General features: G+C 40.9%; 24 protein-coding genes. 3 read left to right on the forward strand and 21 right to left on the reverse strand.

All coding sequences use genetic code 11. The annotated features are described in order from the left end of the window. Positions 1-146: 146 nt before the first annotated feature. Together ACHOLT_RS15085 and ACHOLT_RS15090 are read left to right on the forward strand one after the other, a co-directional pair. Complete coding sequence (locus ACHOLT_RS15085) at positions 147-1,130, forward strand: rhodanese-like domain-containing protein (protein WP_425802259.1); 984 nt, start codon at positions 147-149, stop codon at positions 1,128-1,130. Positions 1,131-1,318: 188 nt separating this feature from the next. After that, positions 1,319-2,218, forward strand: coding sequence for a selenium metabolism-associated LysR family transcriptional regulator (locus tag ACHOLT_RS15090; RefSeq protein ID WP_425802262.1), 900 nt, complete (start codon positions 1,319-1,321; stop codon positions 2,216-2,218). Between the two features lie 3 nt (positions 2,219-2,221). Here the strand turns inward: ACHOLT_RS15090 and ACHOLT_RS15095 are convergent, their stop codons facing one another. The 9 genes from ACHOLT_RS15095 to guaB form a co-directional block, all read right to left on the reverse strand. Continuing rightward, positions 2,222-2,713, reverse strand: a complete 492-nt coding sequence (locus ACHOLT_RS15095; protein WP_425802264.1) for a YeeE/YedE thiosulfate transporter family protein — start codon at positions 2,711-2,713, stop codon at positions 2,222-2,224. Positions 2,714-2,728: 15 nt separating this feature from the next. Then, positions 2,729-2,959 (reverse strand): sulfurtransferase TusA family protein, encoded by a 231-nt coding sequence (locus ACHOLT_RS15100; protein WP_425802267.1) that lies wholly within the window; start codon positions 2,957-2,959, stop codon positions 2,729-2,731. A gap of 6 nt (positions 2,960-2,965) precedes the next feature. Further along, positions 2,966-3,589, reverse strand: coding sequence for a YeeE/YedE thiosulfate transporter family protein (locus ACHOLT_RS15105; protein WP_425802270.1), 624 nt, complete (start codon positions 3,587-3,589; stop codon positions 2,966-2,968). Between the two features lie 67 nt (positions 3,590-3,656). Beyond that, positions 3,657-4,709 carry a P1 family peptidase gene (locus ACHOLT_RS15110; protein ID WP_425802272.1) on the reverse strand — a complete coding sequence of 351 codons (1,053 nt, stop codon included), beginning with the start codon at positions 4,707-4,709 and terminating at the stop codon, positions 3,657-3,659. A gap of 46 nt (positions 4,710-4,755) precedes the next feature. After that, positions 4,756-5,493 carry a hypothetical protein gene (locus tag ACHOLT_RS15115; RefSeq protein WP_425802274.1) on the reverse strand — a complete coding sequence of 246 codons (738 nt, stop codon included), beginning with the start codon at positions 5,491-5,493 and terminating at the stop codon, positions 4,756-4,758. 168 nt (positions 5,494-5,661) lie between these two features. Continuing rightward, positions 5,662-6,444, reverse strand: coding sequence for an undecaprenyl-diphosphatase UppP (gene uppP, locus ACHOLT_RS15120; RefSeq protein ID WP_425802276.1), 783 nt, complete (start codon positions 6,442-6,444; stop codon positions 5,662-5,664). 94 nt (positions 6,445-6,538) lie between these two features. Then, positions 6,539-7,120, reverse strand: coding sequence for a TetR/AcrR family transcriptional regulator (locus ACHOLT_RS15125; RefSeq protein WP_425802278.1), 582 nt, complete (start codon positions 7,118-7,120; stop codon positions 6,539-6,541). An 88-nt stretch (positions 7,121-7,208) separates the two neighbouring features. Further along, positions 7,209-7,577, reverse strand: a complete 369-nt coding sequence (locus ACHOLT_RS15130) for a hypothetical protein (RefSeq protein ID WP_425802280.1) — start codon at positions 7,575-7,577, stop codon at positions 7,209-7,211. A gap of 18 nt (positions 7,578-7,595) precedes the next feature. Then, the gene (gene guaB, locus ACHOLT_RS15135; protein ID WP_425802282.1) at positions 7,596-9,050 is read right to left on the reverse strand and encodes an IMP dehydrogenase; all 1,455 of its coding nucleotides are present in this window, start codon (positions 9,048-9,050) and stop codon (positions 7,596-7,598) included. Positions 9,051-9,290: 240 nt separating this feature from the next. Here guaB and ACHOLT_RS15140 point away from each other — a divergent pair, with 240 nt between their 5' ends. Further along, complete coding sequence (locus tag ACHOLT_RS15140) at positions 9,291-9,800, forward strand: HD domain-containing protein (protein WP_425802285.1); 510 nt, start codon at positions 9,291-9,293, stop codon at positions 9,798-9,800. 47 nt (positions 9,801-9,847) lie between these two features. Here the strand turns inward: ACHOLT_RS15140 and ACHOLT_RS15145 are convergent, their stop codons facing one another. From ACHOLT_RS15145 to ACHOLT_RS15200, 12 genes are all read right to left on the reverse strand, one after another. Next, positions 9,848-10,135 (reverse strand): translation initiation factor 2, encoded by a 288-nt coding sequence (locus ACHOLT_RS15145; RefSeq protein WP_425802287.1) that lies wholly within the window; start codon positions 10,133-10,135, stop codon positions 9,848-9,850. A 53-nt stretch (positions 10,136-10,188) separates the two neighbouring features. Further along, positions 10,189-11,355: an aminotransferase class I/II-fold pyridoxal phosphate-dependent enzyme gene (locus ACHOLT_RS15150; protein ID WP_425802290.1), complete on the reverse strand. Its 1,167-nt coding sequence runs from the start codon at positions 11,353-11,355 to the stop codon at positions 10,189-10,191. 73 nt (positions 11,356-11,428) lie between these two features. After that, positions 11,429-12,274 carry a PHP domain-containing protein gene (locus tag ACHOLT_RS15155; protein ID WP_425802292.1) on the reverse strand — a complete coding sequence of 282 codons (846 nt, stop codon included), beginning with the start codon at positions 12,272-12,274 and terminating at the stop codon, positions 11,429-11,431. A 36-nt stretch (positions 12,275-12,310) separates the two neighbouring features. Further along, positions 12,311-13,267 (reverse strand): dipeptidase, encoded by a 957-nt coding sequence (locus ACHOLT_RS15160; protein WP_425802295.1) that lies wholly within the window; start codon positions 13,265-13,267, stop codon positions 12,311-12,313. Between the two features lie 82 nt (positions 13,268-13,349). Then, positions 13,350-13,610 carry a stage V sporulation protein SpoVS gene (spoVS, locus tag ACHOLT_RS15165; protein ID WP_011459952.1) on the reverse strand — a complete coding sequence of 87 codons (261 nt, stop codon included), beginning with the start codon at positions 13,608-13,610 and terminating at the stop codon, positions 13,350-13,352. 213 nt (positions 13,611-13,823) lie between these two features. Then, a complete protein-coding gene (locus ACHOLT_RS15170) occupies positions 13,824-14,612 on the reverse strand; it encodes a TIGR00282 family metallophosphoesterase (RefSeq protein WP_425802298.1) in 789 nt (262 codons plus the stop codon). Between the two features lie 96 nt (positions 14,613-14,708). Continuing rightward, on the reverse strand, positions 14,709-15,245 hold the full coding sequence (locus ACHOLT_RS15175) for a hypothetical protein (RefSeq protein ID WP_425802301.1): 537 nt from the start codon (positions 15,243-15,245) through the stop codon (positions 14,709-14,711). A gap of 156 nt (positions 15,246-15,401) precedes the next feature. Further along, a complete protein-coding gene (gene rny, locus ACHOLT_RS15180) occupies positions 15,402-16,952 on the reverse strand; it encodes a ribonuclease Y (protein ID WP_425802303.1) in 1,551 nt (516 codons plus the stop codon). A gap of 305 nt (positions 16,953-17,257) precedes the next feature. Further along, positions 17,258-17,755, reverse strand: a complete 498-nt coding sequence (locus ACHOLT_RS15185; RefSeq protein ID WP_425802306.1) for a regulatory protein RecX — start codon at positions 17,753-17,755, stop codon at positions 17,258-17,260. Positions 17,756-17,766: 11 nt separating this feature from the next. Continuing rightward, positions 17,767-18,807, reverse strand: a complete 1,041-nt coding sequence (gene recA, locus ACHOLT_RS15190; protein WP_425802309.1) for a recombinase RecA — start codon at positions 18,805-18,807, stop codon at positions 17,767-17,769. 111 nt (positions 18,808-18,918) lie between these two features. After that, entirely contained in the window at positions 18,919-19,620 is a 702-nt protein-coding gene (locus tag ACHOLT_RS15195) for a TerC family protein (protein ID WP_425802311.1), read from the reverse strand. A gap of 139 nt (positions 19,621-19,759) precedes the next feature. Next, the gene (locus tag ACHOLT_RS15200) at positions 19,760-21,346 is read right to left on the reverse strand and encodes a DEAD/DEAH box helicase (RefSeq protein ID WP_425802313.1); all 1,587 of its coding nucleotides are present in this window, start codon (positions 21,344-21,346) and stop codon (positions 19,760-19,762) included. Position 21,347 lies beyond the last annotated feature (1 nt).

Genomic DNA, 21,347 nt, shown 5'->3' on the forward strand with positions numbered 1-21,347 from the left:
ATCCTCCACAAGGTTTATAGGAGAATATTATACGCATATAACAAACCTTTATGGATTGTGCTAGAGGGGTTTTTCACATATTCAGAGAATATATGGGATACATATTTTAGTGAGACTAAATTGTTAAAAGTGAAAGGATGGTTAAGATGCGAAAAAGAACCTTATCCCTCTTATTCTCCAACCTCCTGATTGCTGGACTTCTAGTGACGGGTTGCGGTCAGGCGCAACCTGCGGCGACTCAACCTGCACCTGCAGCAACTGCCGCTGCGGAAGATCCAGCCAAAATCATTAAAGGGGCTATCCAAACCTACTTTAATGACATCGGATCCACTGTTAAAAATTCCTATAAGATTTCAGAAAAGGATTTAAAAACCGAGCTCGATACAAGCCCTGATAAATATCTAGTATTAGATATTCGTAAAGCCGATGCATATGCTCAAGGCCACATCAAAGGCGCTATCAACATTCCCTATGGTCCCGAAATTGCTAAAAACCTAGATAGCATACGTGCCCTCGCTAAAGATAAAACAGTTATCGTTGCTTGTTATACCGGACAGACTGCCGGACAAACAGATTCCTTGTTAAATGTCGCCGGAATTAAAACCCTTTCCTTAAACTCAGGTATGGGTGGCGCTAGCGTTGGATTTGCAACAAGAGGCTGGATCGGTCAGAATTACCCCACTGTTACCGAACCTACAACGATGCCAACTGCTGCTAAAGTTGAAAGTAAAAACAAAGCGATTGATGAAGCTGCCCAAAAGTATTTCTATGAGTTACCTCAAGACTCGTATAAAATTGATCTTCCGGCAATGAAGGATGCTTTAGCTAAAGAAGCTGACAAATACTACATCGTTGATATTCGTAAAGCAGAAGATTTTGCTAAAGGACACATTAAAGGCGCCGTAAATATTCCTTATGGTCCTGATATTGCAAAAAATCTAGACTCCATTAAAGAAAATGGCAAAAATAAAACTGTTGTTGTCTATTGTTATACCGGACAAACTGCTGGGCAAGCAGATTCTTTGCTTAACATCTATGGTATCAAAACAAAGAGCTTGAATTTTGGATTCGGTACAGAAGGCTTTGATAAAGGCTGGAGTGCTGATAAATCCTATGAAGTTGTAAAATAGACTTATCATTAAAATTAACAAAATAAGAGATGGCCGTTAGCCATCTCTTATTTTGTTGAAAAGTAAACCGTAGTCCTTATACAATATTTATGTAGTATTATTCGAATTATAATTATGTTGTAATATATAAAGTAAGAGCTTACAATTTATGCATACTCTTGAATTGCTCAAAGAAGTAGGTGACGGCTATGGATAATTATCAACTCAAAATTTTTTGCACAGTTACTCGCTCCCAAAGCTTTTCAAAGGCCGCTAAACTATTACACATGAGTCAGCCTGCGGTTAGTACCCAAATTAAAAATTTAGAAGAATATTACGAAGGACAACTCTTTGAACGAACACCCCATGGAGTTATCTTAACGAAAGCAGGCGAAGTTTTTTACTCTTACGCTGAAAGAATTCTGGATCTGTATGATGAAATGGAACAACAATTGGAAGGTGTTCTGCAAAGAAAGAGTCATCAGATTATTGTTGGAGCAAGCACAACGATTGGTAACGTTTCTCTTCCCTGTTCGATTTATCTCTTTAAAGAAGAATACCCTGAAGTTTCAATTCGTCTTGAAATTGCCAATTCTGATGAAGTATTACGCAAAGTGATGGCTAACGAGGTTGATATCGCCGTTATTGAAGGGTATCACGAGTCTCCGGAACTCAATGCGATACCCGTTACATCGGACGAGCTCGTTCTGATCGTTCCGCAGCATTCTCAGGATGAAGGCAGTATTCCCCTAGAAAAGTTCCTAAAAAAGCCCCTTATTCTTCGTGAAGATGGCTCAGGGACGCGAAAGATTCTTGCTGCTGCTTTAACTCAACGCGGTCATAGCATCAATGACCTTAATGTAATTACAGAAATGACAACAATTGATGCCATTAAATCTGCTGTAGAAGCAGGACTTGGTGAAGCTATCGTTCCCCGCCTGGCTGTTCGCAAAGAAGCCTATCTTGGAAGCTTAAAAGTCTTAACAATACAAGGGATGGATATGCCCTTAGATTTTAACATTATTTACCCAGTACATAAATCCCTCTCGACTGCCGCCAAACGCTTCATTCGATTTCTGTCTGATCCTGAAGAGCGTTACCTTTGCTAAAAACTAGACTAAAAAACGAAGCAATAATTTCGTTCCAATCCAAGTTCCCACTAAAATAGCTCCTCCAAATATCCAGCCCGTTAATGAACTTGAAGCTATCCCATTTAGCAGTCCACCTATATTACAACCGTAGGCGATTCTTGCACCATATCCCATTAAAATCCCGCCTATCACAGCGGAAATAAAGAATTTTTTTTGGCGTACAGGACGAAACCGAGCTTGAGAAGCGGCTAGAGTTGACCAGAGGGCTCCTAATACAACCCCCAAATTTAAATAGGTCCCGCTAAATGACATCAACTCTTTAAAGGTATAATGATTTTCCGTCATTATACCTAACTGATCTCCAAGCCATTGCGCCCATTGTTCAATATTCGTTGTCACTCCCCAAGGCATATGTCGAATATAGAGAATGGTGATATTCAGAAACGCAAGAACCACAGCTCCTACCCAATATGGCCAGGGACCATGGAAAAAAGCTTTCCAAAACGTTTTCATTTAATCACACTCTTTCTAATCATGTGTCTTGGTTAATTCTAAATGCCAAATTCCATTAGCTACTTCCGTCTCCTCAATCTGATATCTATTATTCTTAGCCCATACCACAATTCCCTGTGAAGTGCAGCTATGCTCTGTTTCCATAACGAGGATATCTCCGCTTTTCATGGTTTTGAGCTTACGTTGGGCTTTAATTAAAGGAATTGGGCACATTTCTCCCCAAATCTCCAATTGAAACTTTCCCATATTAAGTCACCTGCTCTCCAATCGCTTATGCTGCCACCATCTAACCATTTTCCATAAAAGTGCAAGGATTACAAGTTCAATAATCAGAGTAGGCGCCCACCCCAAAAAATCAGGAATGAAAACTCCGGGCCATTCCCCAAACGTTTTACGCCAAAACGCTTGTGAATATTTTCCTGCAAAAGCTCCTATAAATATACCTATAAAAGCAATCATTTGCATGGCAAATCCTTCACCAATACGCATCAGCACTCCGGAGACACACCCTCCTGCCAGAACCATTCCTATACCAAAAAGGACTCCGCCAACGATCGTTGCTAATCCGAAAGGAAGTATGTTTAAGGCGATATGGCGGTGAATCCCTTGACTTATCTGGTAAACCGCTGCAAAACCTACAGCACTGATTCCTATCAGCAAAATAACCGCTTGTGTTAATTCTGTAATACCAGTGATCATTGGATCACGAAAAGCAGCTGTAAAGCAAAATCGTGATTTTTGAAGCGTATATCCTACCCCTGTCCCCAAGGCAAAAATTAGGGCAATGTTTATATTCACGTTTAGGATTAAAGTTATAAAAATCATAACCATAAAAACTGAAAAAGCAAGATTCCACTTACGCTGAGATTTAACCATGCTTCTCCCTCACTTAAAGAAACTTTATAAAAAGCATAGCATTAGAGAAATCGACTTGTCAATCCGTTCATCTTTTATTGAATAACCTGAGCACAACCTCATGAGGCAAAGCATAGCGTACTCTTCCATCTCTGCCTTCCATAGTTTGGGCAAGGAAAAGAGAATTCCATATACTTTCTGCCGAAACTTCAACAACTGCTTGATAAAAGTCATCCATCTCCCAATCCGAAATTTGATCTTTAATACCTAAACCAAGAGTATTAACCACAAGACAAAACTCGCCGCTTCCCGTTCGCGAAATTCCTCCCGTACGCGCTAAACCTAAAAAAGCCCTTTGTGCCAGGCGTTGTAATTGCCAACGAGACAAAGGGGCATTAGTTAAACCAATAAGAATTAACGATCCGGGGCAATAGCCTTCAGCATCAAACGATAGTAATTGCCCAACCGGAACACCATTAATTAACAAATCTTGAAGCAAACCAAAATTTGCCAGTGCCAGCATTCCTAAAACATAGGATTGATCCTTTCTCCGGATAAGCCGCGACGAACTTCCGATCCCGCCTTTAAGCTGGAATGCAGACATCCCTGTTCCCGCACCTACATTCCCCTGCAGAACCCGACTATTTTTCGCCCGAGATAAAGCCAGAATTGCATCCGACGGTTTAACATGCTGACCTCGTATGTCATTCAAATAGGAGTCATCACACTCAAAAACCACTAAATTTGGAGTTCGCGCATCGTTTCCGATTTCAGGATTTTGGTTAAGTAAATATGTTAATAAACCTTGAGCAGCTGCACTGACACTCAGAGTATTCGTAAGTAAAATGGGCGAATTAAGAATTCCCGTTTCCTGGATAAAAGGAACCCCAACCGATTTGCCAAACCCGTTAAAAATATGAATACCAGCCCAACATGGATTTCGATATAAATTACCCGGGTGAGGTCGAATTGCTGTAACGCCCGTACGAACCGGTCCTTGTCCCGGAACAAGAGGACCATTGCCTCTAACCAGGGTTACATTTCCGACTAATACACCTGGGACATCACACAGATCATTTTGCTGGCCTGGCTGAAGCTGCCCCATCCATAATCCATAACCTCGTGGTGTTCTTTTATTCATAAAAAAACCCCCCAGTCACCTTATGAAATGACTTGGAGGTTTATTCTTATTTCACATATTTAATGACTTTACTCGTAAATGAACTCAACATAAGAGCGACAGGATATGCCCGATCTTGACTTTCAAAATGACGCTCAAAGACCTTATTCTCTGAGATTTCTTCAGCCTCTACTTTTAGAAACTGAGGAAGGATTTTTCGATTGATTGCTAGATCAATCTGCTCATATAAATTACCTGAGGCTTCTATGCCATTTTCACTGAGTATACGCGTCATTGAAATTCTTAGTACTTCTCCTATTTTATGAATGAATTCATCATAGGATTTTGCTTTTAAATATCTCCAGGCTTCCTTTAAAGGGGAAAGGACTTCTTTTGAAAGCGAAGCATCTTCAATAATTTTTTCCCATTTTTTGTGACAAGGACACGTGTATTCAGAGACTACCCGAACCTCGCGCGTCATTGCCGGTACAATCCTATATGGCTGCGGTAAACTTGCAATTGCAGCAGCAACGAGCTTTTGAACATTCTCATCCGATGTCCCTCGATAAATCCATCGTGTTCGTCCTAATTTTTTAGTTTTCGCTTCTTCAAGGGTCAGCTCAGTAAGTCCCTGGCATGCTGGTACCGGTACTGAAAATTCGATATACCAGCCTCTGCGCCGTCGCAAGATCTTAAATATCTTTTCATTGTTGTTGTGAAAAGTAACACCATCACGTACTGGACAACCCGTAAGCCTCTGCCCCACCCATTTGTTGAGTTTCTCCAGTTGGGCTCCGTACTCCATTACTCTTCCTCCTAACTCTTAGTCTACTTAAAAGTTCGAGTAAATTAAACAAAATCCTGCTGATTTAACCACAATTATTCATTTTTTTTATATTTGCATACCTCTTTATTTATAGCTTCATCTAAAAATGAGAGTGTATAGTTTGTTCCCATACACTCTCATCTAAATTTATTTCCCCAAAAAAGTTAGTACGATAACCCCTAATCCGACAATAAATCGATAAACAACAAATACCTTGAAATTACTTGTTTTTAAATATTTCAATAAGAACGAAATACTTAACAAACCAACAATAAATGAGGAAACCACCCCAACAATAAATGCCATATTAACATCAGTAATGTGTAAGTGACGTATACTGAGAAGACCCGCTCCCATAATTATCGGCGTTGACATTAAAAAAGAAAAGCGTGCGGCATCTTCCCGCGTTAAGGAAAGCAAGCGAGCAACTGTCATTGTGCTGCCCGATCGTGATACACCTGGAATAATTGCAAGTGCTTGTGAAAGTCCAATAAGAATGGCATCTGAAATCGTCATTGTTTCCGTTGTTCTAAGTTGTTTTTTCTGATCCGCTAAATAGAGAATTATTCCCATGATAATCAGCATTATTCCTATTAATAGCGGTGAACGAAAGACAGTTGCCGCCTTATCCTCTAAGGCAAAGCCAATAATAGCTCCTGGAACCGTGGCAATAACTAAATACCAAAATAAACGTTTTTCAGTTGAAGGTTTACGGTTAAGTGCTCCTTTAAGAATACTTATCCAATCCTTAAAAAAATAAAGTACAACTGCCAATAGCGTACCCATATGTAGAGCGACATCAAAAGTTAGACCTGGGTCATTCCACCCAAACAACCAAGGCAGCAATACAAGATGAGCAGAGCTGGAAATAGGCAAAAACTCTCCTAACCCCTGAACAACCCCCATAATTAGGGCCTCAAATATAGTCACTTTTTACATCCTCCCTTTTTTTGCTCTCAATAAATATAACATACTGGAAGGATATCGCGAAATATTTTTTTATTTTAATTTCCGGCTTTAACGGCTAGGCATTAATTTTTTGCACGGCCATCCCTTCAAGGAATAAGCTGACTATTTGCTGCATTTCTTCTTTAAATTCACCTTCCTGTGTAACATGCCAGCGAATAAAATGTTGTAATACCATACCTTCTAAGCTCTCTGCTAAAAAATCCGGATTGAAGCGATCGGAAATTTCTCCTTCCCGTTGAGCAAATGTTAATACACCAATGATTCCATAATGGAGCCCCTTGTCGAGTTCCCCATCTTCTCTATTTTTGATCGTAACCCATGCCATTTCTCGTTCATGGATCATGAAATCAGCCCAGGCTTCCAATAACTCAGAAAGGCGTTCTTTAATAGAATTTTTTTGAGTGCTCCTCCCCTTCTGAATCAATTTTTGATAATGGCGTCGTGAAAACTCTAGAGCCACTGCCTCCTTTGATTCAAAATAATTATAAAACGTTCCTTTGCCAACATCCGCAAGCTGGGTGATCTGTTCAACTGAGGTTGTTTCATAACCTTGAGTTTGAAAAAGATGAAGAGCAGTTTTATAAAGACGTTCATAAGTTTCCTGCTTTTTTCTTTCGCGCCGCGATAATTCAAGCATACGGAAACCTCCCCTTCCATTATAAGTTTATACTGGGTTAATTCTCCAGCACCCTTAATTTTCCTTCTGGAAAAGGAGATTTTTCATTTTAAGCAGCCGTTCTTTTTCCAACAAGAATACCTAAAAATATCCATAAAACCATACTTAAAAAATCAATTAACATAATGGGCAGCTGCACCGTCTGGCCTCCGGTTATGGCCAATCCATAGGTTAAGGAGTTAAAGAGCAGCCCAATAATGTAAACATCCCTCAATCGGCTGCGCGTCCTAAAATATCCTGCTGTAAATCCCGCGGGATAAAATACCGCAAAATTAAAGATAATTTGACTTACGATCGAAATCTCGGTAAAAAAGCTGCCCCAAAACAAACTCCAAAACAAATAAAACGCAAACATGAGTAATCCGTAATGCCATGGTTTAAGGCATCGCACCGGCTCTTGTGAAGTACCTTGATTCAAAACATAACCTCCTGAAATTTAAAGACTATAATTCGGAGATTCTTTGGTAATCGTAACATCGTGAGGATGACTTTCCCGTAAGCCTGCCTGGGTCATACGAATAAATTGACTTTCGTTTCTTAAGGCTTCCAGATTTTTAGCTCCACAGTAGCCCATACCTGCACGTAAACCACCGATCATTTGATAGGCCGTATCGGCCAAAGAACCTTTATACGGAACTCTGCCTTCGATTCCTTCTGGAACAAGTTTTTTATCTTTTTCTTGGAAATAACGGTCTCCGCTTCCAGCCTTCATAGCTGAAATCGAACCCATACCACGATAAACCTTAAAACTCCGTCCTTGATAAATCTCCAAATCTCCAGGGCTTTCCTCAGTTCCAGCAAAAAGGCTTCCGATCATAACCGTGTGTGCCCCTGCTGCTAAAGCCTTAACGATATCCCCAGAGAACTTAATTCCGCCGTCACCAATAATCGGGATTCCATGTTTGCTCGCTTCTGCATAACAATTCATAATTGCAGTAATTTGCGGCACTCCAATTCCAGCAACAACCCGCGTTGTACAGATTGACCCCGGTCCAATCCCAACTTTAACTGCGTTTGCACCTGCTTCAATAAGTGAACGAGTTGCCTCACCGGTGGCAACGTTTCCTGCAACAATTTGCAGATTAGGAAAAGCATCTCGTAATTCTTTAACCTTCTCAATAACTCCTGACGAATGGCCATGTGCTGTGTCAAGGACAATTACATCAGCCCCCGCTTTATATAGGGCTTCCGCTCTCTGAAGTGTATCGTCCGTAACACCAACTGCAGCACCTACACGCAGACGACCTCTGTCATCTTTCGCCGAGTTTGGATATTGACGCGTCTTTTCAATATCCTTAATCGTAATTAATCCTTTAAGGTAACCTTCATCATCTACAATCGGTAACTTTTCAATCCGATGATGTGCTAAAATCTCTTTAGCATGTTCTAAGGTTGTTCCAATCGGTGCCGTAATTAAATTTTCCTTCGTCATGACTTCACCAATCGGGCGTTGATAATCCCGTTCAAAACGCAAATCCCGATTGGTTAAAATCCCAACTAATTTTCCTTCTACAGTAATCGGAACACCTGAAATTCGATAACGTGACATCAATGCCAAAGCGTCTTCAATCTTATCTTCAGGATGAAGAAAAATCGGATCTGTGATAACTCCATGTTCAGAACGTTTAACTTTATCAACTTCTAAAGCTTGTTGTTCTATTGACATATTTTTATGAATAATTCCGATTCCGCCCTCGCGTGCCATAGCAACAGCCATCCTTGAATCCGTAACAGTGTCCATACCAGCGCTCATTAGAGGCATATTCAATTTAATTGCGGGGATCAGATAAGTACTAACATCTATATCTCGGGGAAGAACATCCGATTTAGCCGGTACGAGTAGAACACCATCGAACGTGAGACCTTCGCCAATAATTTTAGCTGAGAGCATAAGGAACTCCTTTCAAATGTTTCTAAATATTATATCAGAATATTGACCAATATAGTAGTATTTTTTATAGGCAGCGCGAATAATGCAATAATTACAATAATTACGCAATAATTTTTCAAAGCAATTGCTGCTAAATAATTAAAGAAAAAATAATTAAAGACTTTCTCACTCTTCTTATTTTTAAGGTATTATAGTAAGGACAAATAAAAATGACACCATTTGACTTTAGAGGAGGTTCACATGTTTTACCGTATTCAACAATTTTATTATGGCTTATTTCCTCAAATAACTTCTAAAGATCTTATTCTTATTCAAGCTTATCTCCCGGAAAGAGCTATTTCTCTTTTTACCGCCCAACTTCCGGCAGATCAACGCCATTGTCTTGATGTTGCGCAGGACTTGCTCAAAATTAATCCCGCATCTCTGTCTCTATCTCAAAAAAATCAATTAATTCAGGCTGCGTTGCTGCATGATTGTGGTAAGACTCTCTATCCTTTAAAATTATGGCAGCGCGTTTATGTTGTATTAGCAGCCCATCTTCCTCAGTTAATCTGGGATTACTTAAAAAGCTTATCTCAGATTCAATCTTTATCGCGCCCCCTTGAGTTAGCAAAAGAGCATCCAAAATGGGGTGCGGAACTTTCTGCTCAGGCAGGTCTTGAGGAAGAAGTGGTTCAGCTTATTCGCTTTCACCATACACCAAAGTCTGAAGTTGGAAATTTGCTCTACTTAGCAGATAATCGTCATTAAAAGATTTTGATTATTATCTAAAAAAGAAGGTCTAAACACATTAAGGTTTAGGCCTTCTCTTGATTTTCCTCTATTTTTTCCTGCAGTTTCATTATTTCACGGTTTTTTGAAAAAATCCATTTCGCAAATCGTGTATTATCCCGCTGTAAACGAATATTTTCTTTTTCCAGTTTATGGACAAGTGTCACTTTTTCCCGCTCTACTTTTTCAAGAAGGTTCATTAAAACTCTGCGACTCACTCGCAGATGCTCAATTCGCTGCTCAAGTTCTCCCACTCGGTACTTGGTCAGTCGGAGTTCTTCCTTTAAACTCTTTATTTCTTCATGGCTGTCCAAGCCAACACCCCCGGCATCAGTTTCCTTTATAGTTTATGCCAGGGGGAAACGATTTAATCCTTAGTTCTTAAAAACTCTTGCACCCTTGTTACCGCTTCTCGTAATATCTCTTCCTCTTGAACTAAGGCAATCCGTACAAAGCCTTCCCCATGATCACCAAATCCGACGCCCGGTACAACAATGACACCCGCCTCACGCGCTAAATCAGTAGCAAACGTCAGAGAATCCTGATGAGTAGGGACAGGAGCCCATAGAAACATGGATCCCTTCGGTGCCGGTATCTTCCAGCCTGCCTCCGCAAATCCCTCAATTAAAATATCTCTCCGTTTTTGATAGGTTTGACGGGTCTCTTCAACCTGAGGCTGACGAACACTTAAGGCATAGCTTCCCGCTTTCAGAACAGGAGCGAAGATACCATAGTCAATATTAGATTTAAGCTCGCATAAGGCTTCAATAACCTCGGCATTTCCAACAACAAAACCTAATCTTGCCCCTGCAAAATTAAATGTTTTCGAAAGAGAATGAAACTCAACGCCAACCTTCTTGGCCCCCTCAGCCTGTAAGAAACTCACGGGTCGATAACCATCATAAGCCAACTCCGAATAGGCTACATCGTGACAAACAATGAGATCATAGGTCTTTGCAAATTTTACGACTTCATCGAAAAACTCCAATGGCGCTACCGCTGCCGTAGGATTGTTTGGATAGTTTAAAACCATCATTTTGGCCGTTCCTGCAACATCAGGATCAATCGCATCCAAATCGGGTAAAAAATCATTTTCAGCGGATAGCGGCAAGGGAATTTTCTCTCCGCCTGCTATCACAAGGCCTGCCGTATAGATTGGATATCCAGGATCAGGAATAAAAGCAGAATCGCCCGGATCAATAAGCGCTAAAAAAATATGGGCTAAACCATCTTGAGATCCCATAAGCGGAAGAACTTCATGTTCAGGATCCAAATTGACTTCAAAACGGTTCTTATACCATTTTGCACAACTTTCCCTAAATTCTTTAGTTCCCCGTGTTAAGGTATATCCATATTGATTCCCATCCAGAGCGGCTTGGCCTAATACGTTCCGAATTTCGGCCGATGGGGCTCGGTCCGGACTTCCAATGCTTAAATTAATAAGACTTTTTCCTTGCTCCTGAAGTTCGTTTTTAAGATCATCCATTTTTGAAAAAACGGAAGCTCCCAACCCTTGAAGTCGTTGTGCTCTCATAACTTTATCCTCCTGCTCCACCTATTTTTAAGCTGCATTTTATAGTTGTATGTTGATACTCAATGCCATTCCGCTATTTCCTCAGACAGATTGTTAAATCACGAATCTGTTCAACAACATCATAGGAAACTCCCCAGCCTCCAAGTTTTACTCCCATCTTACGCCCTTCACCGTGAAAATCGGATCCTCCTGTCATAATTAAGTGAAATTTCCGAGATATTTCCCGGTACTGTCGTTCCTCTTCAGGTGTATGATCAGAATGGCTTACTTCTACTCCCTGGAGGCCTTCGTTAACCCAAATCTGTATAAACTTTCCCAGGTCATGCTGCCCAGGATGCGCTAAAACTGCTACGCCGCCTGCTTCACGAATTAGGTTAATTCCTTCTTTAGGTGCCAGCTTAAATCGAGGGACATAGGCTGGAGCTTTTGCTCCAATATACTGAGTAAAGGCATCCTTAATCGACTTTGCATAACCGTGTTGAATCAGCGCTTGCGCTATATGTGGACGCCCCACTGATTCACCCTTTGCAATAGCTTTAATTTCACTAACAGAAATATCAATTTTCATATTATGTAATCGGTCGAGAATCTTGAGCATTCGTTTCATTCTTGCTTCGCGTAATTCTCGAAGCTTATCCTGAAACTGTTTAGATTCCTGATCTGGTTCATAACCTAAAATGTGGACCTCCGTCCCCTGCCATTCCGTATTTAATTCAATCCCTTTTAGAATTTCGACTCCAAATTCTTTACCCGCTTTAATGGATTCACTCCAGCCGCTTACCGTATCGTGATCTGTTATTCCAACCGCTTTCAGCCCGATCTCTGAAGCTGCTTTGATAAGTTCATATGGCGTCAATAAGCCATCCGATGCTGTCGTATGGCAATGCAAATCTGCTTCAGGAAAACGCTTTATCCCCAAATAATCTAACTCCTTTATAAGCAAAACGATTTTCTTTTATTTTATCACATTCATTAATAAACGCATAAAATTCTTGTAGAAAATCTGTTCAATTTCACTTTGAGAAAAACCCGCTTGGAGTAATGCTTCCGCTAAATTGGGATATCTTCCGACATGCTCCAGCCCATAAGGGGCTTTATCAATACCATCAAAATCAGAACCCAAACCAATGGACTCAACACCTGAAATATCAGCAATATGGGATATGTGCCTGACCACATCGTTTAAACTTGCTTTCCCATCAGCGCTCAAAAAATGGGGATAGAAATTTACTCCAATGAGCCCTCGATTTCTTGAGAGAGCTTTTAGCTGATCATTCTTTAAATTTCGGGGATGCTGACATAACTCATAAGCACAGGAATGCGAGGCGATAATCGGAGCATCCGATAAATCCAGGACATGATAGAATCCCTCCTCATTTAGATGAGAAACATCGATTACCATTCCTAATTCATTCATCCGATGAATTACGCTTTCACCCAGACGTGTTAAACGGCTATGGGTACGTTCACCTGCTCCATCCGCAAGGGCATTTCTTTGATTCCAAGTTAACCCTAAAGCTCTAACGCCAAGTTGATAAATAATATCCAGCATAAACAGGCTTTCACCTAAAATTTCTCCACCTTCAACACTAAGTAAAATTCCCAGTTTATCCGTGTGCGGAAGCTGTCTGAGCTCCTCTTGACTAAGAACTATCATAACCTTTTCAGGATTTTCTGAGATGAACTGATGTAGAGCATGAATTAATTCTAGACCACGTAGGGTTGCCGATGAAGGCTTAAATTCACTTTCTATATAGCAAGCCATGACTTGAAGCGCTAGTCCGCCTTCCCGAGCCCGTTCAAGGTCCCAATGCCCCCCTTCATTGCCTTGTTTTAAGCTTCGTTTACCCTGAATATAGTTGCCGATACTATCACAATGTCCGTCTGCCACCCACGGTCTTAACACGGTCATTCTCCTTTCGCTATTCCCAATTGATTTTTTATAGAAGAAAGCACCTGCCTGCCGAAGCAAACAGGTGCTTTTCCATTTCTTTTTAGCGAGGTTCGACGATCAACTTGATTGCCGTTCTCTCTTCACCATCAATTTGAATGTCTGTAAAAGCAGGAATGCAAACGAGATCCACACCACTGGGAGCGACAAATCCTCTTGCAATAGCTACCGCTTTAACAGCTTGATTCAAGGCTCCTGCACCTATTGCCTGCAATTCAGCTCCTCCTCTTTCCCGTAGTACTCCGGCCAGAGCTCCTGCTACCGAATTCGGGCTCGACTTAGCTGAGACTTTTAACACATCCATGAACGACAACCTCCTGTTCAATACGCTGACATGAATTTCCACTACATTGCTATTTATTCTCGATTAGGTAAAAAAATCCTCTTTTCACTTCTGTGATTTTTCAGATTTTTTTGTACAAATACTCTTATCCCTAGCCTTAATGCGAGAATAATCGTCATGATTAAACAAACATTTTATATATTATCGTTCTTATATCTGAATTTTTATAAAGTTTTATTTTTTGCCTTGAGCTGTTTTTTGTATAGGAACAATTTGAAGCGCTTTGCCTGAGCGGTCGTCTACCGAAATCATAACCGCATTAATCTGAATTGGACCCGTCGCAATCTCAAACTTTACTGGCATCTGGGTTAAAAAACGATTGATAATAAGCTCCTTTTTTACGCCAAGAACCGAATCTCGAGGACCGGTCATACCTACATCCGTAATATAAGCTGTACCTTGTTCAAGGAGACGAGCATCTGCCGTTTGCACGTGGGTATGAGTCCCTAAAACAGCGGTTACTTTTCCATCGAGGAACCACCCCAACGCAATTTTCTCTGATGTAGCTTCAGCGTGAATATCGACAAGAATAATCTGCGTTTCTTTTGCAATCTCGTTGACCAAACGAATACTCATGCTAAAAGGATCTTCCAGCGGCGGAAGATAAACACGCCCGGATAAATTAATAACTCCTACTTTTCGCCCTGACTTGCGTATCATTCCATAACCTTTTCCAGGAGCACCTATCGGATAATTGGCAGGACGAATCAGGCGAGTCTCTTCGTCTATATATTTCATAATCGTCCGTTGGTCCCAAACATGATTGCCCATCGTTATGAATTCTATCCCTGCCGCATAGAGTTCTTCAGCAATCTCCTTGGTTAATCCCTTACCTCCAGCTGCATTTTCAGCGTTAGCAATGGTGATATCAATGGAATATTCATCTTTTAGTTCATTTAGAAATAAACTGATCGCTTCTCTCCCTGGATTTCCAACGATATCCCCTATAAATAAGATATTCAAAAGATCACCTTCACAGTCTTTATGCTTAAAAATATTCTTCTCAATAAAAAGAAAGGATAACCCCCCAGAATCGCATAAATTATGACAAAAATTAAATTAAAACTCAACCTGGCGAAAATTCTCTTTATATACCAATACCCGTCCGTCTTCACGGACAGCAACAAAGTTCTTATCGAGTTCACTTTCTTGAAGCTGTTCAAGAATTTGTTCAATAATTTCTTCTTGAAATTCGAGTTCATCCTCCATTAAATCCATCTCATCATACACTAATTCCTGTGTAGAGCTTCCTTTCACTAAATCCACAATAAGCCCTACTTCAGCCTGATTCATGCTCTCTACGTCACGTGTAATCGTTAGACGGTAAAAATCTTCCTCTTTTTTTCCTTCAGTCTTACATAATTTCATGGGTCTTGATTCTAGCTGGTGAAAAACATCTATGGCATCCCGAATCTTATCAGGAAAATGGCCATCCTGACCAGAGGCAAAAAGAAGAAACTGGAATTTTAGAGCATGCTGTTCTCGCAAATATCGAACCGAGCAAACTTCCGGGTAGCGTACCAGAATTGAAATGAGCAAACCCACTTCATCCGGAACCTGTCCTCCCTCTTTATATTGGAAGTTTACACTCTTCATGTTGTCAATCCTCTCTTTTTAGCAAGTTTAAACTACTTATATTAAAGCATTTGTTATTATTCGTCGTATTCTTTTAAAGTCCTGCTAAAAAAAATTGGATATAAACGAAAGCAGGCGAATAAAATCGCCTGCTGTGTTTTCAAATCTTATTTTTATTTATTTCGCATAATCAACGGCACGCGTCTCACGAATGACAACAACTTTAATTTGACCGGGATATTCAAGTTCTTCTTCAATCCGCTTACTAATCTCATGAGCAACTCGCGGAGCTAAAACATCATCAATTTTATCGGGTTTAACAATAATGCGTATTTCTCGACCAGCTTGGATAGCAAAAGATTTTTCGACACCTTCGAAAGTATCTGCAATCTCTTCAAGCTTTTGTAAACGCTTGATGTAAGACTCTAGAGTTTCCCTGCGAGCTCCTGGACGTGCTGCTGATACTGCATCTGCTGCGGCCACCAAAACTGCTTCAATTGTTTTTGCTTCAACATCACCATGATGGGCTTCGATAGCATGGATTACATCTGCAGACTCTTTGTACTTTCTCGCCAAATCAACACCGATTTGAACATGAGTTCCTTCCGTATCATGGTCTACAGATTTACCTAGATCGTGCAGCAATCCCGCGCGTTTTGCCAATTGAACATCTACGCCAAGTTCTGCTGCCATCAATCCAGCCAGATGCGCTACTTCCATAGAATGCTTGAGTACATTTTGGCCATAGCTTGTTCTGAATTTCAATCGACCTAAGAGTTTGATAATTTCTGGATGGAGACCATGAACTCCTGTATCGAATGTCGCTTGTTCTCCTTCTTCACGGATTCGTTGCTCAACTTCTTTTTGAGCCTTTTCAACCATTTCCTCAATCCGAGCAGGATGAATTCGGCCGTCTGCTATCAGTTTTTCTAAAGCTACTCGAGCGACTTCTCTACGGATAGGGTCAAATCCCGAAAGAATAACAGCCTCGGGCGTATCATCAATGATTAGATCAATACCTGTTAAGGTCTCCAGCGTCCGAATATTTCTGCCTTCACGTCCGATAATTCGTCCCTTCATTTCATCGCTCGGTAAAGCAACAACCGAAACCGTAGTTTCAGCAACATGATCTGCAGCACACCGTTGAATCGCCAAAGAAACAATATTCTTTGCTCTCTTTTCGGCTTCTTCTTTGGCTCGAGTTTCGATTTCTTTGATCAAAATCGCAGATTCATAGCGAACTTCTTCTTCAACGCTTTGTAAAAGAACTTGTTTAGCTTCCTCCGTAGAAAGACCAGAAATGCGTTCCAATTCTTCCTTTTCCTTAGCAACCTTCGCTGTAAGCTCCTCACGCAGTTTTTCTGCCTCTTCCTCTTTGCGATGTAAGGTTTCTTCCTTGCGTTCGAGAGATTCCATTTTACGATCCAGTGTTTCTTCTTTCTGAGTAATCCTTCGTTCTAATCGCTGTACTTCAGAACGCCGTTCGCGAACTTCTTTTTCAGCATCGTTGCGGATCAGCATTACTTCCTCTTTAGCTGCAACAACCGCCTCACGACGTTTTGCTTCCGCCGCCGACTCTGCATTATCGACAATGCGTTTGGCTTCAATTTCTGCAGAACCGATGACTTTTTCAGCTGTGCTTTTACGAATGATCCACCCAATAAAGCCACCTATACCCAGTGCTATAATGACCAGCACTCCAGAAACGATAATACTTGTAACCTCCAAGTGGACTTCACCTCCTTCACTCTGTGTTTTTTACTTTATAATTTTACAATAAAAAAAACTGGGTCTCACCAGTTTCGAAAAATACCTTAAATTCAAAGACAAACGTCTTCTGTTTCCTACAAACCCAAACGCGCTAGCTGAAAACCCCCATATTATATACTAACAACGATGAAATCTATAAGAAAACCTTAAGGTTAATTTTACGGAAACAGGCTTCTTCGTAAAGTTTAATATCTTTTGAAAATATTGTCAAGAATATCCTTCAACACTAGGCCCTTCAGCGATTTTTATGCCTTGAATGGGACTTAGTCCCATCTTGACGCTTCCTCAAGAACCTGATGTATAACGTATAAAGGATACCCTTTCTGAGCCAGTTTTTGCCCGATTTTTTGCTTAAGAAATAATTCACGGGGAATTTTAGCATAAGTCTTTTTAAATTGGTAGCTTGTCTCCCATCTTTGTGCTTCTTGAGACCACATTTTTTGAGCTAAATTCAGGCATTGAAAAAGTTCCTGCTCAGCCTTGAAAACCTGATCCAAAACATCCTCAATAATTGAAGAATTAATTCCTCGTCTCAGTAATTCCTGCTGAACTCTTTTACGTGACCAAATCGATAACTTAGACTGAGAAAAGAAGAGGGCATAAGCCTGATCGTTTATATAACCCCAGCCTTCTACCCTTTCCATTGCTTCACTGATTTCGTCCTCAGCATATCCCTTTTTCTCAAGTCTCATTTTAAGTTCATAGTGAGTTAGGGCACGTTTACTTAGAAAGATTAGGGCAGTGTCTAACGCACTTTTCATTGAGCTTTACCTTATTCTTCCTCTTCTGGCCCAGACACATCATCTGCAGAAGGAACTGTAATACCGTTTATATTGGCGCGAATCTGCTGTTCAATTTCTGCGGCAATTTCAGGATGCTGCTTTAAGTATTCTTTGACATTTTCCTTGCCCTGTCCTAATCTTTCACCGTTATAGGCATACCATGCACCCGATTTAGAGATAATCTCCATTTCTGTGCCGACATCAATGATACTGCCCTCGCGTGAAATACCCTCGCCATACATAATATCGAAGTCAGCTGTTTTAAATGGAGGAGCCACTTTATTCTTGACGACCTTGACCCGGGTTCTATTTCCCGTTATTTCTTGTCCTTGCTTTAACGTTTCTTGACGTCTTACTTCCATACGAATTGTCGCGTAAAACTTTAACGCACGACCGCCTGTCGTTGTTTCGGGGTTTCCAAACATAACGCCCACTTTTTCACGAATTTGGTTAATAAAAACAACGGCAGTGCGGCTTTTGCTGATCGCCCCTGTTAACTTACGCAGAGCCTGTGACATTAAACGAGCATGAAGCCCGACATGAGAGTCTCCCATTTCCCCTTCAATTTCAGCTCGTGGGACAAGTGCTGCTACAGAGTCAATAACAATGATATCAATAGCTCCGCTTCGAACTAAAGCTTCACAGATTTCCAACCCTTGCTCCCCTGTATCTGGTTGAGAAATGAGCAGATTATCAATATTGACACCAAGGGCCTTCGCATAAACTGGGTCAAGAGCATGCTCAGCATCAATAAAAGCGGCCATTCCACCCATTTTCTGGGCTTCCGCGATAATATGCAGAGCAACTGTCGTTTTACCCGATGACTCAGGACCATAAATTTCAATAATCCTTCCCCGTGGGATTCCGCCAACCCCTAAGGCAATATCTAAGGCTAAGGCTCCGGTTGGAATAACTTCAACTTCCATCTTCGCGGAAGCTTCACCTAACTTCATGATGGAACCTTTTCCAAATTGCTTCTCAATTTGACTTAAAGCCATATCTAACGCCTTTAGTTTATCTGTCCCCGCCATCGTATTTCCTCCCTTAAACAAAACATTTGTTCGATATAATTATACGTTATCCGTATTGCTTGTCAATTCTTTTCCAAAGATAATACACATAACGACAAAAAACCGCGCAAATCAGCCAGCCTTTTTCTTTTCCTCCAAGTCTTTGGATTCTATGCCTTTTGATCTCCGTATTCTTAAAAAATTTCCTACAATGACAACCCCCACACCTAATAGACCTGGGATTAAATAATCAAGAATTGTAATCTGTGCAAGAAAATAAAAATATGAGTCATTTAACAGCATTTCCCCTGCAGTATAACCAAGCAAGCCGGCGCCAAGTGAAACAAGCCATGGCCATTTTTTCATGAGATTAGATAAAAGGGTGCTCCCAAAAACAACGATAGGAATACTAATTAAGAGTCCAAAGATTAAAAGGGAGATATTTCCTTGAGAAGCACCTGCTACAGCAAGAACATTATCTAAACTCATTAAAAAATCTGCAATAATAATTGTCTGAATCGCTTCTCTAAGGCTTGATGCTTCTTTAACTTCGCCCTTATCCTCTTCTCCAAGGAGAAGTTTGACAGCAATCCATGCTAAGAGTAGTCCGCCGACAGCCTGTACAAACGGAATAGTCAAAAGCAGCACTGCAATCGTAGTTAAGCTTATTCTTAACGCAACAGCACCGAAAGTCCCCCAAAAGATTGCTTTTTTACGTTCATTTTCGCCTAAACGAAGGGTAGCTAAAGCAATTACGACTGCATTGTCCCCACTTAAAACTAAATCCATAAGCGTAATACTTAAAATTGACCCTAATAGGCCTGCTCCATCCATAAACTCTTTTCCTCCTTATTATAAAATAGCTTTGATTGGCAGAGAAAGTGAGTCTTTGTAGCGCATTAAAACCAGGTCTATGTACCTTTCGGAAACCATTGACCTGGTTCATATTAAAGAAAACTATATTCTTACATTCTCAGCGAGCTTTAGCCGGCTCGACATTAACCTTCCGACCTTTAATGAAATTCTGATGCATACAACTGAGTACCCGATTAGCATACTCTTCCGGTACTTCAACAAAGGTGAATTTATCGTAAATGTTAATCATTCCAATAATATTCCCGGGGATCCCGCTCTCATCGGCAATCCAGCGGACGATATCCTGAGGTCTGATTTGCTGAAGCCTTCCAATGTTCATAAATAAGCGAACCATACCTGGAGCAGCCCCTGTATTTCCAAACGAAATTTCTTCCTCTTCGTCAGTATGTTCTTCTGCACCCTCGACTGCGAACTTTAATGCAGCCGCTGCTACATCGATCGAATCATATTCTTCGAGTAAAGAACTAACGATAGAACGATAAGTTCCTAGATTTTTCTGAAGTACCTTTTCAAGCTGCTTTTTCAGATTCTCGGCTTGACGCTCACTTACATCAGCCAGAGAAGGAAGCTCTTGACGAACAATACGCGTTTTTATTAAACGCTCTATTAAGCGGAGTTGACGATATTCGCGCGGAGAAATCAGGGTAATAGCCTGACCCTTACGTCCAGCCCGTCCCGTCCGGCCAATACGGTGAACATAAGATTCCGGATCCTGTGGTATATCAAAATTGATGACATGAGTTACATTATCAATATCTAAACCACGAGCAGCAACGTCAGTAGCAACAAGAAGTTCAATTTTTCCATCCCGGAAACGTTTCATAACACGATCGCGCTGTTGCTGGCTTAAATCCCCGTGCAGTGCATCGGCAAAATAACCTCTTGCTTCCAGGGCTGCTACCAGCTCATCAACTCCGCGTTTTGTCCGGCAGAAAATAATAGCTTGTCCGATATCCTCCATGTCGATAATCCGGCATAGCGCATCGGCCTTAATCTTTTCACGCGTCTCATAAAATACCTGTTCAATAAGAGGGACAGTTAATTCATCTCGGCTTACAGCTACAGACTTAGGATTACTCATATAGTGTTGAGCCAACTTACGAATCGCTAAAGGCATTGTTGCCGAAAACAGCATAACCTGTCTTTCTTCTTGGGGAACTTGCTTCAGAATTGTTTCAATATCTTCCACAAAACCCATATCAAGCATTTCATCGGCTTCATCAAGAACAAACATTTTAACATACTGCAATTTTAAGGTTCCTCGATTTAAGTGGTCGAGAATTCGTCCTGGTGTTCCGACGACAACTTGGCTTCCGTAGCGCAGTGCCCGAATCTGGCGGTCAATCGATTGACCGCCGTAAATCGGTAAGATCTTGATATGACGATACTTACCAATTTTAGCGATTTCCTCTGCTACTTGAACTGCTAATTCACGTGTTGGGGTTAAGATAATGGCCTGTACTGCTTGAAACTTTGGGTTTACCTTTTCAACAATCGGAACTCCAAATGCAGCTGTTTTTCCTGTTCCCGTTTGAGCCTGACCAATTAAGTCCATACCCTCAATAGCAATAGGAATAGCCTCTTTTTGAATGGGTGAGGGTTCCTCAAATCCCATTTCCGAAAGCGACTGAAGGACTTGCTTGCTTAACGCAATTTCTCCAAAGGATTGTAAACGTTCTACCATA

Source organism: Desulfitobacterium nosdiversum (assembly GCF_049860565.1).
GTDB lineage: Bacteria > Bacillota > Desulfitobacteriia > Desulfitobacteriales > Desulfitobacteriaceae > Desulfitobacterium_A > Desulfitobacterium_A nosdiversum.